The organism is Bordetella sp. (assembly GCF_051960075.1).
Taxonomy (GTDB): domain Bacteria; phylum Pseudomonadota; class Gammaproteobacteria; order Burkholderiales; family Burkholderiaceae_B; genus Bordetella.
The window spans coordinates 52,315-65,898 of the sequence record NZ_JBQCER010000049.1; the positions used below are offsets into that span (position 1 = coordinate 52,315).

At 64.6% G+C, this 13,584-nt stretch carries 16 protein-coding genes; 10 read left to right on the top strand and 6 right to left on the bottom strand.

Translation table 11 applies throughout. The features are described 5' to 3' along the window. Positions 1-5: 5 nt before the first annotated feature. The 4 genes from ACTHJ1_RS06785 to ACTHJ1_RS06800 all read right to left on the bottom strand — a co-directional run bounded on the left by ACTHJ1_RS06785 (position 6) and on the right by ACTHJ1_RS06800 (position 4,163). On the bottom strand, positions 6-1,277 hold the full coding sequence (locus tag ACTHJ1_RS06785) for an arsenic transporter (protein ID WP_440189607.1): 1,272 nt from the start codon (positions 1,275-1,277) through the stop codon (positions 6-8). Further along, positions 1,274-2,647 carry an ATP-binding protein gene (locus ACTHJ1_RS06790; protein ID WP_440189610.1) on the bottom strand — a complete coding sequence of 458 codons (1,374 nt, stop codon included), beginning with the start codon at positions 2,645-2,647 and terminating at the stop codon, positions 1,274-1,276. Before ACTHJ1_RS06790 ends, ACTHJ1_RS06785 begins: the two co-directional genes overlap by 4 nt. After that, positions 2,623-3,288 carry a response regulator transcription factor gene (locus ACTHJ1_RS06795; protein ID WP_440189613.1) on the bottom strand — a complete coding sequence of 222 codons (666 nt, stop codon included), beginning with the start codon at positions 3,286-3,288 and terminating at the stop codon, positions 2,623-2,625. Before ACTHJ1_RS06795 ends, ACTHJ1_RS06790 begins: the two co-directional genes overlap by 25 nt. A 92-nt stretch (positions 3,289-3,380) precedes the next feature. After that, positions 3,381-4,163, bottom strand: a complete 783-nt coding sequence (locus ACTHJ1_RS06800; protein ID WP_440189616.1) for a COG4705 family protein — start codon at positions 4,161-4,163, stop codon at positions 3,381-3,383. A gap of 286 nt (positions 4,164-4,449) precedes the next feature. Between ACTHJ1_RS06800 and ACTHJ1_RS06805 the strand changes: the two genes are divergently transcribed. The 3 genes from ACTHJ1_RS06805 (at position 4,450) to infA (ending at position 5,328) form a co-directional block, all read left to right on the top strand. Beyond that, positions 4,450-4,662, top strand: a complete 213-nt coding sequence (locus tag ACTHJ1_RS06805) for a cold-shock protein (protein ID WP_440189619.1) — start codon at positions 4,450-4,452, stop codon at positions 4,660-4,662. Between the two features lie 15 nt (positions 4,663-4,677). Further along, positions 4,678-4,974 carry a hypothetical protein gene (locus ACTHJ1_RS06810; RefSeq protein WP_440189622.1) on the top strand — a complete coding sequence of 99 codons (297 nt, stop codon included), beginning with the start codon at positions 4,678-4,680 and terminating at the stop codon, positions 4,972-4,974. A gap of 78 nt (positions 4,975-5,052) precedes the next feature. Then, entirely contained in the window at positions 5,053-5,328 is a 276-nt protein-coding gene (gene infA, locus ACTHJ1_RS06815; protein ID WP_440189625.1) for a translation initiation factor IF-1, read from the top strand. A gap of 4 nt (positions 5,329-5,332) precedes the next feature. Here infA and ACTHJ1_RS06820 read toward each other — a convergent pair whose 3' ends face one another. Beyond that, positions 5,333-5,956, bottom strand: a complete 624-nt coding sequence (locus ACTHJ1_RS06820; protein ID WP_440189628.1) for an FMN-binding negative transcriptional regulator — start codon at positions 5,954-5,956, stop codon at positions 5,333-5,335. Positions 5,957-6,041: 85 nt separating this feature from the next. On the opposite strand from ACTHJ1_RS06820, the gene pdxR reads away from it, so the two are divergent. Next, positions 6,042-7,508, top strand: coding sequence for a MocR-like pyridoxine biosynthesis transcription factor PdxR (gene pdxR, locus ACTHJ1_RS06825; protein ID WP_440189631.1), 1,467 nt, complete (start codon positions 6,042-6,044; stop codon positions 7,506-7,508). A gap of 15 nt (positions 7,509-7,523) precedes the next feature. Here the strand turns inward: pdxR and ACTHJ1_RS06830 are convergent, their stop codons facing one another. Continuing rightward, a complete protein-coding gene (locus ACTHJ1_RS06830) occupies positions 7,524-8,444 on the bottom strand; it encodes a LysR substrate-binding domain-containing protein (RefSeq protein WP_440189634.1) in 921 nt (306 codons plus the stop codon). 115 nt (positions 8,445-8,559) lie between these two features. On the opposite strand from ACTHJ1_RS06830, the gene ACTHJ1_RS06835 reads away from it, so the two are divergent. The 6 genes from ACTHJ1_RS06835 to ACTHJ1_RS06860 all read left to right on the top strand — a co-directional run bounded on the left by ACTHJ1_RS06835 (position 8,560) and on the right by ACTHJ1_RS06860 (position 13,574). Then, a complete protein-coding gene (locus ACTHJ1_RS06835; protein WP_440189637.1) occupies positions 8,560-9,264 on the top strand; it encodes a pirin family protein in 705 nt (234 codons plus the stop codon). A gap of 146 nt (positions 9,265-9,410) precedes the next feature. Next, a complete protein-coding gene (locus ACTHJ1_RS06840; RefSeq protein WP_440189640.1) occupies positions 9,411-10,094 on the top strand; it encodes a hydrolase in 684 nt (227 codons plus the stop codon). Between the two features lie 45 nt (positions 10,095-10,139). Then, complete coding sequence (locus tag ACTHJ1_RS06845) at positions 10,140-10,412, top strand: XapX domain-containing protein (protein WP_440189643.1); 273 nt, start codon at positions 10,140-10,142, stop codon at positions 10,410-10,412. Positions 10,413-10,466: 54 nt separating this feature from the next. Continuing rightward, complete coding sequence (locus ACTHJ1_RS06850) at positions 10,467-12,359, top strand: amidohydrolase (protein ID WP_440189646.1); 1,893 nt, start codon at positions 10,467-10,469, stop codon at positions 12,357-12,359. A gap of 20 nt (positions 12,360-12,379) precedes the next feature. After that, on the top strand, positions 12,380-12,826 hold the full coding sequence (locus tag ACTHJ1_RS06855; protein ID WP_440189649.1) for a DoxX family protein: 447 nt from the start codon (positions 12,380-12,382) through the stop codon (positions 12,824-12,826). Positions 12,827-12,908: 82 nt separating this feature from the next. After that, on the top strand, positions 12,909-13,574 hold the full coding sequence (locus tag ACTHJ1_RS06860) for a YoaK family protein (RefSeq protein WP_440189652.1): 666 nt from the start codon (positions 12,909-12,911) through the stop codon (positions 13,572-13,574). Positions 13,575-13,584: the final 10 nt, after the last annotated feature.

The window sequence follows — 13,584 nt, forward strand, 5'->3', positions numbered from 1 at the left end:
AACGTTCAATATGCGCCCGTAACCGCCAACGCGGCCAACGCAACCAGCAAAGTCGGAAGCATGGTCGCAATACCCAACTTGAGAAACGCGACCGCCTTGACCTCGATCCCTTCCCGCCTCAGCGCCGCCAGCCAGAGTATGGTGGCCAGCGATCCGGTCACCGACAGATTGGGCCCCAGGTCGATGCCCACCAGCACCGCGTTCAATACCTGGGCAGGCGCATGCGCCGCGGCGACCGTATTGCCTGCGATCAGGCCGGCCGGCAGGTTGTTGATCAGATTGCTAGCAAGCGCGACCGACACCCCGGACAACAGGCCCGCATGCGACGCCGAGTGCGCCGACAGTTCGCTCACCGCATGGGCGAGACGATCTATGACGCCTATGCGCGCGAGGCCTTCGACCAGGACGAAGAGGCCGGCGACCAGCGGCAGCACCGACCAAGAAATCTCGGCGAGATAATGCCAAAGGAACCGCCGCTTCTGCATGCAAAGACCCAAAAAGACGGCCAGGCCCGCCGCGAAAGTCGGCCATCCGAGAGAGATGCCCAACGCCGAGGCGGTCAGCATCACGACGGCCATCAGGGCTATGCCCCAACCCGTCGCCTTGCCCGCAGCGGACAGCACGGGAATTTCCGCCTCCTTTTCGATCTTCTGAGCCAGCGCGTCGCGCTGCAGAACACGCAAGATCAGATAGGTCAGGACGATGGACAGCGCCGAAGGCAGCAAAAAGCGCGCGAGCCACTGGCTCAATGTCGGCATATGCTCGCCGAAAATGACCAGGTTCGCAGGATTGGAAATGGGCAGCACGAAACTTGCCGCGTTCGCCACGAACGCGCAGGCATACAGATACGGCAGGGGCTGCTTGGCCTTGACCGCGCGCGCCACGGCCAGCACGGCCGGCGTCAGCACCACGGCGGTCGCGTCGTTGGACATCGTGATGGTCACGACGGTGCCGACGCAATACAGCAGAAAGAACAGCCGGCGCGCCGAGCCGTCGGCCCGGCGCGCCGCGAGCACCGCCATATAGTCGAACAGTCCTTCCTTGCGTGCGAGTTCCGAGGCCAGCATCATGCCGGCCAGAAACAGATAAACATCGGTGCCCTTGCCCACCGCATGCAGCGCCTGCACCCACGGCAGCTCGCCCAGGACGCAAAGCAGCAGCGCGCCGAGCACGGCCCAGACTGCCTCCGGCAGGCGGAACGGCCGCGCAATGACGCCCAGGGCGGCAAGGGCCGCAATGGCCCAGACCGGAAATGCAGAATTGAAGACAGCGTTCATTCGGTAATGTCGTAGGTTTGCTTGGTTGCGGATCTGTCGGCGAGCGGCATCCGGATCTCGACACGCAGTCCGGTCTGCTTCGTCTCGTCGGAGAATTCGAGCCGGACCTGCGCGCCGACACGGTCGATTATCGCCTTGACGATCGCCAGACCCAGGCCCGAGCCCAGCTGTTCGCTGCCGAGCGCGCGATAGAAAGAGTCGAATACGCGCTCTCGCTCGTGCGGCGCGATGCCCGGCCCCGTGTCCTGGATGCGCAGCACGGCGCATTCTCGCGACCGGCGCACCGACAGATCGACCCGGCCGCCCTCCGGCGTATAGCGAATGGCATTGTCGACCAGATTCCTGACCAGGGCGATCATATCCAATTCGCTGCAGCATACCTGGGCGTCCTGCTCGCCCTCGACGCCGATGTCGATGCTTTTGGCCTGTGCCAGAGGCATGAGATCTTCCAGCACGCGGCGATAAACGCTCTGGACGGATATCGGCAATGCCGGCGCCGTGGCCGCCTGCGCCCGTGCCAGACTCAACAGTTGATCGAGCAGCTTTCGGCCGCGCTCTATTCCCTGACGCAGCATCGCCAGCCGCTCGCACGCCAGACCGGACATGTCGGCATCCGCCAGCCGTTCCGCCTGCAGCGACAAGGCCGTCAACGGCGAGCGCAGCTCGTGCGCCGCGTCCGCGACAAAACGGCGCTGGCTCTCCATCGAACGGGACACGCGGGCCAGCAGGCGGTTGATCGCCACCACGAACGGACGTATCTCGCCGGGCACCCGTTCGTCCTCGATGGGATGAAGCTCCTGCTCCGAGCGCCGATCGATTTCCAGCGACAGCGAGACAATAGGCCTGAACATCTTGCGTACCAGATCGGCGACGATCCACAGCAGCACCGGCACCAGAATCAGGAACGGCGTCACAGTGCGCAGCGCGCTGCCGCGGGCGATTTCGTCGCGGAATCCGGACTCCTGGGCCACCGCGATCCGGTCGCCCGCGGACGTCGTCTCGACCAGGACGCGGAAAGTCTCGTTGCCGACCCGCAGGGTTTGCAGGCCGTCGGGCAGCGTGAGCGGCAACGCGACGGGCCCGCCGGCATCCACGCCCACGGACGAGTGCAGGCCCGCGCCCAGCCGCTGGACGATCACGCGCGATTCTTCATTGCCGTTCTGCAGATGGACGACGGTCGACAAAAAACGGCCGTCCGCAAGCTGCGCCACCTGGCGCAAGACATCGTCCTGCAACTCGTGCGCTTCGTCCAACGCCGACATAAACGAGAACAGGCCTGCCACGAGGGCCACCGCGAGGATGACCAGGGACAGGGCCAAGGACAGCTTGCGTTGGAGCGAGGCGTTCAGGCGCCTGGCGTCACCATCCATCCCACCCCTCGCACGTTCTTGATGACCTCGCTGCCCAGCTTGCGCCGCAGCGCATGGATCAGATATTCGACGGCGTTGCTCTCGACCTCTTCGCCCCAGCCGTAGATGCGGTCTTCCAATTCAGCGCGGGACAAAATAGCGCCAGGCCGCGCCAGCAAGGCATGCAGCAGGGAAAACTCGCGGCCGCTCAGCTGCACGGAATCGCCGCCCTGCACGCAGGCCTCTTTCGTGGCCGGATCGAGCGACACCACGCCGTTGCCGAGCACCGGGGCTGCGCTGCCGCCCTTGCGACGCAGAACGGCCCGCATTCGCGCCAGCAATTCGGCCATCTCGAAGGGCTTGAGCACATAGTCGTCCGCGCCGCCATCCAGACCGCGCAGCCGGTCATCCAGGTCGTCGCGCGCGGTGATGATGAGCAGGGGAACCGGATTGTCCCGGGCGCGGATGCGATCGAGCACGTCGAAGCCGTCCTTGCCGGGCAGGCCCAGATCGAGCAGCACCAGGTCGTAGTGCTGGCTGCCCAGCGTGACGAGCGCGGCTTGCCCGTCCTTGACCCAGTCTGCCGCGTGGGACGCATCTCTCAATGCGCCCTGGATCGCCGCGCCGATCATCGGATCGTCTTCGACCAGCAATACCCGCATTCGCCCTCCGCTCCGAAACCGCCGCTCACGGCCCTTGCCTGCCTGTCAGCGTACCCGATTCCGGGTGAGCGATCGGCGATGTCCGCAACCGCTTATTCGGCGGCCGGCTCGCGCTTGTCCGACGCCATGCCGAACTGCGCGACGGCCACCAGCAGGACGATCACCGACAGAAACAAGGCACTGGTCCACAACGTCCCCATGCCCAGACCGCCGTCGGCTCTGGTCTGCGTCAGCAGATCGCCCAGCGAAGCGCCGAACGGACGGGTCAGAATGTAGCCGATCCAGAAAGTCAGCACCGCGTCGCCGCCCATGCGCCAAGAGGCATAGGTAATGGCGATCATCGTGCCGAAAACGACCACGCCCCAGCCGAAGCCCATGCCCAGCGCTTCGGTTGCCAGGTCGCCGGAGGCGGTTCCCAGCGCGAAAGTGCACAGAATGGCGCCCCAATAGAACAGCTCGCGCCGCGGCGTCACGATGTCGTGGATGGACAAGGTGCGCTCGACCCGATGCCAGGCGTAGAAGATCGCGACCAGCGTCACCGAGAAGACCGAGGTGCTCAGATACAGGCTGACGCCGAGGCCGTCGGTCAGCATATCCGTGATCTGCGTTCCGACCACGCTGACCAGCACCACGGTAAGCCAATAGATCCACGGGGTATAGCGATGCGTGCGCAACTGCAGAAACAAGGCTGCCGCCAGCAACGCGGCCGTCACGGCGCTGGTCGCGGGCAGGCCCCAACCCATATTGACCGCAAGGAAGTCCGATCCGGTTTCGCCCACCGTGGTGGACATGATTTTGATGACCCAGAACGACAACGCGATTTCCGGAACTTTGCTGAGCCAGCCCTCGGGCTTGGCGGTGAGCCATGTACTCATGATGTTCTCCTGCCGAACGTAAAAAGTGAGAAAGTGGCAGGAGTCTGCCCGGGACGACTTAGCCCAGGCATAGGATCCGAAAATATGTGATATACTTTATTTATAGATTCGCACTAGTCCGCTTTTCCCAAGGTCTTTCTGCAGCCCCGCTGGCCACTCACGGCCTTTACCGCGCGAGCGGCTCGCTACAGCATCCCCATTGATTGCGTTTGAGTGTTTCTGTCCCCGTCGGCTTTGTGTCTTCGGGGTAGGCGCGTTTTTTAATTTAATTCCAAAAGGAAACACCATGGCCACTCAAACCGGCACTGTTAAATGGTTCAATGACGAAAAGGGCTTCGGCTTCATCGCCCCGGCCGACGGCTCCAAGGATCTGTTCGCGCATTACAGCGAAATCCGCAGCGAAGGCGGCTTCCGCTCGCTGGCCGAAGGTTCGACCGTCGAGTTCGAAACCAAGGAAGGCCCCAAGGGCCCGCAAGCTACCAATATCCGGGTGTGCTGACACTTGGATAGCCATATGAAGGGGATGCACCATCCCCTTTCTTCTCAAACCGCGCCAAGACGGTTTTCTCCGATCAAGGCGCACACCTCAAAAGACAATATGCAAAAAAATATTGAGGTCGGGCGTTACCTTGTTTCCCCCATGACCTCCCCTCACACCGAAGGCGGCTTCAGAGCCTCCGTTTCCATTCGATCGGGACGCGGCACGGGTACGACGGATCGCATCATGCGCTTCTCGCCCTGCTTCCCCAACCGCCAGGCGGCGCTACGCTACGCAACCGCCGAAGGATTGAGCTGGGTAAGCTGCCACTGATCGCACACATCTTGAACCCGGCACGGCGCCGTACGCTTGAGCCGGATTTCCACCCGTCAACCACACAGGAGCATCCGGATGGCCAAAGAAGAACTCATCGAAATGCAGGGCCTCGTCAACGAAGTGCTGCCCGATTCGCGCTTCCGCGTCACGCTCGATAACGGACATCAAGTGGTCGCCTACACCGGCGGCAAGATGCGCAAGCATCACATCCGCATCCTGGCCGGCGACAAGGTGTCGCTGGAGATGTCCCCCTACGATCTATCGAAAGGGCGCATCACCTTCCGGCATCTCGAACGTCGCCCCGACGCCGGCCAGGCGCAGCGCCATCGCCCGGCGGGAAATCGGCGTTAATGATTCAACCGGGCTCGCGCATGTTTTGTGCGAGTTCGGAGTGCCCGCGTTGCGCGGCGCCCTGCGCGGCGCCCAGACGGTCGCGCGCTTCCTTGTTCTGACTGAGCTTGCGCTTGCCGACCAATGAGGTCACCGCAATCTCGATGCCGACGATGGCCTTGAGCATGTCGTCGATGAATTCGGGCGCGGAATCTCCCATCTTCCAGGGCTTGGGCTCACCGGCTTCGTGCGTTCGCGTCAGGCGCGCGACGATGCCGCGCACGAACTTCTCGTCGTCGCGCACGGCAAGACGGCCGTACGCATGCACCACTTCGTAATTCCAGGTCGGCACCTGACGGTGCGTCTCGTGCTTGCTGGGATACCAGCTCGGCGAGATATAGCCTTCGGCGCCACGGAACACGACCATGACGTCCGCTCCGAGTTCGCATTGCCGCCAGAGCGGATTCGCGCGCGCGACGTGGGCCGTGAGCAAACCCTGCGTGCCGGCGTCGGGATCGAACTCGAAAGGAATGTGATTGGCATCCAGCCCATGCGCATCGTGCGTGACCAGCATGCCCAGCGGGTGCGCGCGGATGATGCGGGTCAGTTCTTCGGGGCGGGTTTCGGCAAAGTGGGCGGGGATGTACATCGGGCGGTCGACTCGTCAGGAAAATAGTGCCATCACTATGCCCCCAATCTGGCATCATTAAAAGAACCAGTTTTGGTAATTTTCAATGGGCCAGTTGCATTCCTCCGCGCAGCGCCGCCCCAGCGCCGGACGCCGCATCTACGAGCTACTGCGCGGGCAGATGGCCGACGGTACGCTGCCTCCCGGTGCCCGGGTCATGTCCACCCGCGCCCTGGCGGCGGAACTGGGCGTATCGCGCACCACGGTCACGGCCGTCTACGAGCAGCTGATCGCAGAAGGCTTCCTGGCGACCGCGCCGGGCCGTGCCGCACGCGTCGCCGGAACACTGACCGCGCCCGCCTCACGCAAAACCGCTGCGAAGCACAAGCCGTGCGCCGCGCCGCGGCTGTCCGCCTTCGGCCGCCGCGTGGCGGACCTGCCCACGCGCCTGCCGCCCGGCGTCGAGCCCGTCCGCTACGATTTTCTCTACGGCGCGCTGGCAGCGCGGGACTTTCCGACCCTGGCATGGCGGCGCGCCTATCAGGCCGCGCTGCTGCGCCAGCAGCGCAACTTGTCCTACATCCCGCCCGAAGGCGACCTGCCGTTGCGACGCGCGCTGCAAGGCTATCTGCGCCGTACACGAAGCATAGTCTGCGATGCCGAACAAATCCTCATGGTGCACGGCTCGCAGCAGGCCATCGATTTGTGCGCGCGACTGCTGCTGGATACCGACGATGCCTTCGCCTTCGAGAACCCCGGCTACCTGATGGCAAGACACTGTTTCGAGGCCGCCGGCGCGCGCCTGCTGCCGGTGCCGGTCGACGGGCACGGCATCGACACGGCTCGCCTGCCCGACGACGATCGGGTGCGGCTGGCCTATGTGACGCCCTCGCACCAGTTTCCGCTCGGCGGCGGGCTGCCTTTCGGCCGCCGCCAGGAACTGCTGCGCTGGGCGCAGCAGCGGCGCGCCTGGATCATCGAAGACGATTACGACGGCGAATTCCGCTACGGCCAGCGCCCGATCGATGCTTTGCAGTCCATCGACACGGAAGGCCGCGTGATCTATGTCGGCACGTTCTCCAAGGCCCTGTCGCCTCAGCTGCGGCTCGGCTACCTGGTGCTGCCGCACGCCCTGGTGCCGGTCTTCCGGCAAGCCAAGCGGCTGGCGGACCGGCACGCGCCGGCCCTCGAACAGCAAGTGCTGGCGGCCTTGATCGGCGATGGTGCCTACGAACGCCACGTGCGCCGGATGCGCCGCGAAAACGAGCGCCGCCGAGAGGCGCTGCTGGAGGCCATCGAGCGATATTTACCCAAGGACGCTCGCGTGGACGGCACGGCGGCAGGGCTGCATATCGTATTGTGGCTGCCTACTCTCGCATCGCATGACGAATCCGCGCTGGCGGCGGCAGCCCGCGATAGCGGCGTGGGTATTTATCCGGTATCTCCGTTGTTTGCGCGAACCGCCTCGCGCGGTAGGGCCGGACCCGCGGGCTTCATCCTGGGATATGCCAGCCTGACGATCGAGCAGATTCAGGAAGGGGTCCGGCTTTTTGCGAAAGCAATCGCCAACTGAAAACCGGAAACAGGGTCATACGTCGCGCCGAGCCCAGGGCTGATTGGCGAAGATTTCGACCAGGTAGTCGATGAAGCTTTGCACCCGGGCGGGCCGCCTGCGTCCGGGCGGCGTCAGGATATGCAGCACGATGGGCTCGACTTGCCAGTCGTCCATGACCGTCTCCAGCCTGCCGGCCTGAATATCGGCCCACACCAAAAACTCGGGCTGCAGCGCCAGCCCCAGCCCGGCCAGCAAGGCGGGCTCCAGCGCCTCGGCGTTGTTGACGCGCAGCGCCGCTTCCATCGATTGGGCGAACTCTCCGTGCCGCTTGTGCTGGAAGCGCCAGCTCGGGCCGTTCAGCGCATAGGCATATTGCAAGGCGCGATGCTCGGTGAGCTGGCGCGGATGGCGCGGTCGTCCGTAGCGTTCGAAATAAGCCGGCGAGCCGACCAACAGGATGCGCACGCTGCACAGGCGCCGGGTCAGCAGACTGGAATCGGCCAGACGCGACACGCGCAGCGCCAGGTCGAAGCGATGGGCCACCAGATCGACCAGCTCGTCGCTGAACTCGATATCCAGGCTCACCTCGGGATGCATTTGCATGAACGGCGGCAGCGCGGGCGCCAGGTGCGACAGCCCGAACGACATGGGCGCCGCAACGCGGACGGGGCCGCGCAGGCTGAGCGACTGCTCGGCCAGTACCGCCTCGACCGTCTCGCCCTCTTCGAGGATGCGCGTGGCATGTTCCAACGCCGCCAACCCGCTTTCGGTCAGGGTCATGCGGCGGGACGTGCGGTGAAACAGCATGGTCTTCATCCGCGCCTCCAGGCGCGTGACGGCCTTGGACACGGTGGCTTGCGACAGGGCGAGTTCGGCGGCGGCGCGGGCAAAGCTCCCGGTTTCGGCGATCTTGGCAAAGATGGCCCAGGCCTCGAGGTCGGGGAGTTTTGTCATATTCAATTCCTATCATGCCAAGAATGGAAAGGATGTTATTCCATTCTGGCCATTTCTTTCATGGCTCGCAGTCCATACACTGAGCGCATCGAAACATTCTCACCAGGAGATCGCAATGATCGAACGTCGCTCCTTCGGCAGCCTCGGCGGCGCCAACCATGGCTGGCTCGATGCCAAGCATCACTTTTCTTTTGCCGAATATCACGATCCTGCCCGTCTGCACTGGGGCGCGCTGCGGGTCTGGAACGACGACACCATCCAGCCCGGCACCGGCTTTCCGCCGCACGGCCACGCGGACATGGAAATCATCACCTATGTGCGCGAAGGCGCCATCACGCACCAGGACAGCCTGGGCAACAAGGGCCGCACCGAAGCCGGCGACGTGCAGGTGATGAGCGCCGGCAACGGCATCCGCCACGCTGAATACAACCAGGAACCCGGCGTGACCCAGATCTTCCAGATCTGGATCTTTCCGGAGAGCAAGGGCCAGCTGCCGTCGTGGGGCACCAAGCCGTTTCCCAAGGGCGAGCGCTCGGGCCAGTTCGTCGCGCTGGCCAGCGGCTTCGAAGGAGATGACGATGCGCTGCCGATCCGCACGAGCGCTCGTGTGCTGGGCGCGACCCTCAAGGCCGGCGAAACCGCCGAGTATCGCTTCGCCGACAAAGAGCGCTACGGCTATCTGGTGCCGGCCAAGGGCAAGATCGACATCAACGGCGTGGCCCTGGAGGCCCGCGACGGTGCAGCGATTCACGGCGAAGACGTCATTCGGGTGACTGCCGGCGAGGATGCCGAGCTGATCCTGGTCGACGCGGCCGCCTGAACGCCTTGTTTGACAGCGCGCATGCCCGCGCGGCCGGGCCTGCGAGCCGATATTGCCCGCGACGCATGCCGCATCGCCGGAACCGGTTCGCCCGCCGAACCGCCGCCGCACCTTCTTATCCCGAAGTCCGTCCAAGGAGCCATCTCATGTCCAATTATCTCGAAGTGCTTACCCCGCAGAACAGCCAGATCATCTTCATCGACCAGCAGCCTCAGATGGCCTTCGGCGTGCAGTCCATAGACCGCCAGACCCTGAAGAACAACGTCGTCGGCCTGGCCAAGGCAGCCAAGGCGTTCAATATCCCCGCCACCCTCACCACGGTGGAAACTGCGGGCTTCTCGGGCCATACCTACCCCGAACTGCTGGCCGTGTTCCCGGAGCACAAGATTCTCGAGCGCTCCTCGATGAACTCCTGGGACGACCAGAACGTGCGCGATTCGCTCGCCGCCAACGGCCGCAAGAAGATCGTGGTGGCGGGCTTGTGGACCGAGGTCTGCAATACCACTTTTGCACTGAGCGCCATGCTCGAAGGCGGATACGAGATCTACATGGTGGCCGATGCCTCGGGCGGCACCTCGCTCGACGCGCACAACTACGCCATGGACCGCATGGTGCAGGCCGGCGCCGTGCCCATGACCTGGCAACAGGTACTGCTCGAGTGGCAACGCGACTGGGCGCGCAAAGACACCTACGACGCGGTCATGAACATCGTCAGGGAGCACTCCGGCGCCTATGGCATGGGCGTGGACTATGCCTATACGATGGTCCACAAGGCGCCCGAGCGCGTACAGCACGGCGAACGCATCGGCCCCAACCCGGCCGCCAACTGACTCGCCCCTGCACCGGCGCTGCGCCACTCGAAACGGAGGCCACCCATGAAGCTCTATATTCTGTCGCTCGGCGCCGGCTTGCTCGTCGGCATCGTCTACAGCCTGCTGCATGTGCGGTCCCCCGCGCCGCCCCTGGTGGCGCTGGTCGGACTGCTCGGCATACTTATCGGCGAGCAGGTCATACCCGTAGGCAAGCAGCTGATCCACGGCAGCGCCTTCTGCGCCGCATGCGACAAGACGCAGGCCACGGACCACGTGCTCGGCCAACTGCCCGGGCGGCACATCGCGGCGAAGACGGCCGAGCGCGAGAACACGTAGTCGCCGACGCCAAGGCGACGGCCTTCATCCGCAGACAGCAAAGGAGCATGCAACATGTCCGACTCCCGTCCCGACATCATTTTCCATAACGGCCGCATTACGACGCTCGATCGCGCCAAACCGGTGGCCAGCGCCATGGCGATCGGCGCCGGAAAATTCATCGCTGTCGGCAGCGACGAAGAAATCCTGCCCTTGGCGGGCAGGAACACCCGCCTCATCGATCTCGAGCGCCGCCCCGTGCTGCCCGGCCTGTTCGACAACCATACGCACGTGGTGCGCGGCGGACTGAACTACAACATGGAGCTGCGCTGGGACGGCGTGCGTTCCCTGGCCGACGCGCTGGACATGCTCCGGCGCCAGGTTGCCATCACGCCGGCACCGCAATGGGTGCGCGTGGTCGGCGGCTTCACCGAACACCAGTTTGTCGAGAAGCGTTTGCCCACCCTCGACGAGATCAACGCCATCGCGCCCGATACGCCGGTGTTTCTGCTGCATCTGTACGACCGCGCGCTGCTCAACGCGGCGGCGCTGCGCGCCGTGGGCTATACCCAAGACACGCCCGAGCCGCCGGGGGGCCAGATCGTGCGCGATGCCCACGGCAATCCCACCGGCCTGCTGCTGGCCCGCCCCAACGCCACGATTCTTTACGCCACACTGGCCAAGGGCCCGAAGCTGCCGCTCGACTACCAGATCAATTCCACCCGCCATTTCATGCGGGAGCTCAACCGCCTGGGCGTGACCGGGGTCATCGACGCAGGCGGCGGCTATCAGAACTACCCCGAAGACTACGAAGTCATCCAGAAGCTGGCCGACGCGGGCCAGATCACGGTGCGTCTGGCCTACAACCTGTTCACGCAAAAGCCCAAGCAGGAAAAAGAAGACTTTCTCAACTGGACCGCGTCGGTCAAGTACAAGCAAGGCGACGACTACTTCCGCCACAACGGCGCGGGCGAGATGCTGGTCTATTCCGCCGCCGATTTCGAAGACTTCCGCGTCGACCGCCCCGAGATGCCGCCGCAAATGGAAAGCGAGCTCGAAGACGTGGTGCGCATCCTGGCGCAGAACCGCTGGCCCTGGCGCCTGCACGCCACCTATGACGAAACCATCTCGCGCGCCCTGGACGTTTACGAGAAGGTCAACCAGGACACGCCGCTTGCCGGCATCAACTGGTTCTTCGACCACGCCGAGACGATCTCCGACAAATCGATCGACCGCATCGCTGCACTGGGCGGCGGCATCGCCGTGCAGCACCGCATGGCCTATCAGGGCGAGTATTTCGTCGAACGCTACGGCGCCCGGGCCGCCGAGGCATCTCCGCCCTTCAAGCGCATTCTCGAGCGCGGCGTCAAAATTTCGGCGGGTACCGATGCCACGCGCGTCGCCTCGTACAACCCCTGGGTGTCGCTGTCATGGATGGTCACCGGCAAGACCCTGGGCGGCCTGCAGCTCTATCCGCAGCGCAACTTGCTGGATCGCGAAACGGCGCTGCGCATGTGGACCGAGAACGTAGCGTGGTTCTCGAACGAAGAAGGCCGCCGCGGGCGTATCCAATCAGGCCAGCTCGCGGACTTCATCGTGCCGAGCAAAGACTACTTCGGCGTACCCGAGGACGAGATTTCGTTTCTCACCTCGCACCTGACCGTGGTCGGCGGGCGCGTGGTCTACGGCGAAGGCGACTTCGCCGCGCTGGACGACAACCCCTTGCCGCCCGCCATGCCCGACTGGTCGCCCACCCGTCTGTTCAAGGGCTACGGCGCCTGGGGCGAGCCCGAAGGCGCCGGCAGGAACTCGCGCTATCCGCGCTATCAGGCCATGGCCTCTTGCAGCTGCGCGACCGCCTGCGGTTTGCACGGCCACGATCATGCCCGCGCCTGGGCATCGAAGACACCGGTCTCCGATCTCCAGGGATTCTTCGGCGCTCTCGGCTGTTCATGCTGGGCCGTATAGCAAAACGAACGGAGCGCACCATGTCGCGACCCCTCTCTTCCGCCCTCAGCAGGCTGGCCGAACTGGTGCGTCCCATCGTGGGCGGCGGCGCGGTGCGCTTCGCGGCTTATCTCGGGTTGTGCGCCGCCTATATCCAGGGCGGGCTGGTCAAGCTCGCCGATTTCTCCGGCGCGATCGGCGAGATGAGTCATTTCGGACTGTCGCCGGCACCGCTGTTCGCGGCGCTGGTGATCGCTCTTGAATTGGGCGCCTCGGCCATGATTCTCGCGGGATGGCGGCGCTGGCTCGGCGCGCTGGGGCTGGCGGGCTTCACCGTACTGGCCACCTTCGTCGCGCTGCGCTTCTGGGACATGCCTGCCGGCCAGGAACGCTTCATGGCGGCCAATTCTTTCTTCGAGCATCTCGGGCTGGCAGGAGGCTTTTTGCTCGTTGCCTGGCTTGACATGCAACGGGCGCCAGCCGCATAAGATGTCTGCGTGCGGCGACCCGCATGCTTCCCCCGCATGCAGGCCGCTTACTCGCGCAAAATCTCCTGACGAGAACAAAAGCATGGAACAGCCCACCGCATCCCCTCGATTGACCGGTCTGCTCGGATTCAACGCCGGCTACGTCGACACTGCCGGATTCCTGGCTCTGCATGGGCTGTTCACCGCCCACGTGACCGGCAACTTCGTCACCCTGGCCGCGTCGCTAATACACGGCGCAAACGGCGCCCTGGCGAAACTGTGCGCCCTGCCGGTGTTCTGCGTTCTGGTCATGCTGTCTCGCATGACGCGCTCGGTAAGTGCGCTTATGGCGGTCAAGATCGTTCTGCTCGCCGCGGCAGCGGTGCTCATGATCGCCTACGGGCCGTTTCCGGACAGCGATGCGGATCCCGCCTTCGCGGCCGGCATGCTCATGGTGGCCGCCATGGCCGTGCAGAATGCCGTCCAGCGCATGCACCTGACGAGCGCGCCGCCCTCGACGCTCATGACCGGGACGACCACGCAGATCATGCTCGATCTGGCCGATCTGCTGCGCGGCGTAGATTCTTCCGCGCGTGCTGCGGCGCGAACGCGCCTGCGCAAGATGGTGCCCGCCGTCCTGGTTTTTGCGGCCGGCTGCACAGCCGCCGCGCTGGCCTATGTCTGGACGGGAATGTGGTGCTTCGCCCTGCCGCCAGCCGTTGCAGCCATGGCCGCCATGGCCGCGGAGAGCGCTGCGCGCGGTGCGTGAGCGTCTCGGT

What these genes read in the sequence shown, in the direction of transcription:
- ACTHJ1_RS06785 (WP_440189607.1), bottom strand. Translation starts at nt 1,277, where the DNA reads ATGAACGCTGTCTTCAATTCTGCATTTCCGGTCTGGGCCATTGCGGCC.
- ACTHJ1_RS06790 (WP_440189610.1), bottom strand. Translation starts at nt 2,647, where the DNA reads ATGGATGGTGACGCCAGGCGCCTGAACGCCTCGCTCCAACGCAAGCTG.
- ACTHJ1_RS06795 (WP_440189613.1), bottom strand. Translation starts at nt 3,288, where the DNA reads ATGCGGGTATTGCTGGTCGAAGACGATCCGATGATCGGCGCGGCGATC.
- ACTHJ1_RS06800 (WP_440189616.1), bottom strand. Translation starts at nt 4,163, where the DNA reads ATGAGTACATGGCTCACCGCCAAGCCCGAGGGCTGGCTCAGCAAAGTT.
- ACTHJ1_RS06805 (WP_440189619.1), top strand. Translation starts at nt 4,450, where the DNA reads ATGGCCACTCAAACCGGCACTGTTAAATGGTTCAATGACGAAAAGGGC.
- ACTHJ1_RS06810 (WP_440189622.1), top strand. Translation starts at nt 4,678, where the DNA reads ATGAAGGGGATGCACCATCCCCTTTCTTCTCAAACCGCGCCAAGACGG.
- infA (WP_440189625.1), top strand. Translation starts at nt 5,053, where the DNA reads ATGGCCAAAGAAGAACTCATCGAAATGCAGGGCCTCGTCAACGAAGTG.
- ACTHJ1_RS06820 (WP_440189628.1), bottom strand. Translation starts at nt 5,956, where the DNA reads ATGTACATCCCCGCCCACTTTGCCGAAACCCGCCCCGAAGAACTGACC.
- pdxR (WP_440189631.1), top strand. Translation starts at nt 6,042, where the DNA reads ATGGGCCAGTTGCATTCCTCCGCGCAGCGCCGCCCCAGCGCCGGACGC.
- ACTHJ1_RS06830 (WP_440189634.1), bottom strand. Translation starts at nt 8,444, where the DNA reads ATGACAAAACTCCCCGACCTCGAGGCCTGGGCCATCTTTGCCAAGATC.
- ACTHJ1_RS06835 (WP_440189637.1), top strand. Translation starts at nt 8,560, where the DNA reads ATGATCGAACGTCGCTCCTTCGGCAGCCTCGGCGGCGCCAACCATGGC.
- ACTHJ1_RS06840 (WP_440189640.1), top strand. Translation starts at nt 9,411, where the DNA reads ATGTCCAATTATCTCGAAGTGCTTACCCCGCAGAACAGCCAGATCATC.
- ACTHJ1_RS06845 (WP_440189643.1), top strand. Translation starts at nt 10,140, where the DNA reads ATGAAGCTCTATATTCTGTCGCTCGGCGCCGGCTTGCTCGTCGGCATC.
- ACTHJ1_RS06850 (WP_440189646.1), top strand. Translation starts at nt 10,467, where the DNA reads ATGTCCGACTCCCGTCCCGACATCATTTTCCATAACGGCCGCATTACG.
- ACTHJ1_RS06855 (WP_440189649.1), top strand. Translation starts at nt 12,380, where the DNA reads ATGTCGCGACCCCTCTCTTCCGCCCTCAGCAGGCTGGCCGAACTGGTG.
- ACTHJ1_RS06860 (WP_440189652.1), top strand. Translation starts at nt 12,909, where the DNA reads ATGGAACAGCCCACCGCATCCCCTCGATTGACCGGTCTGCTCGGATTC.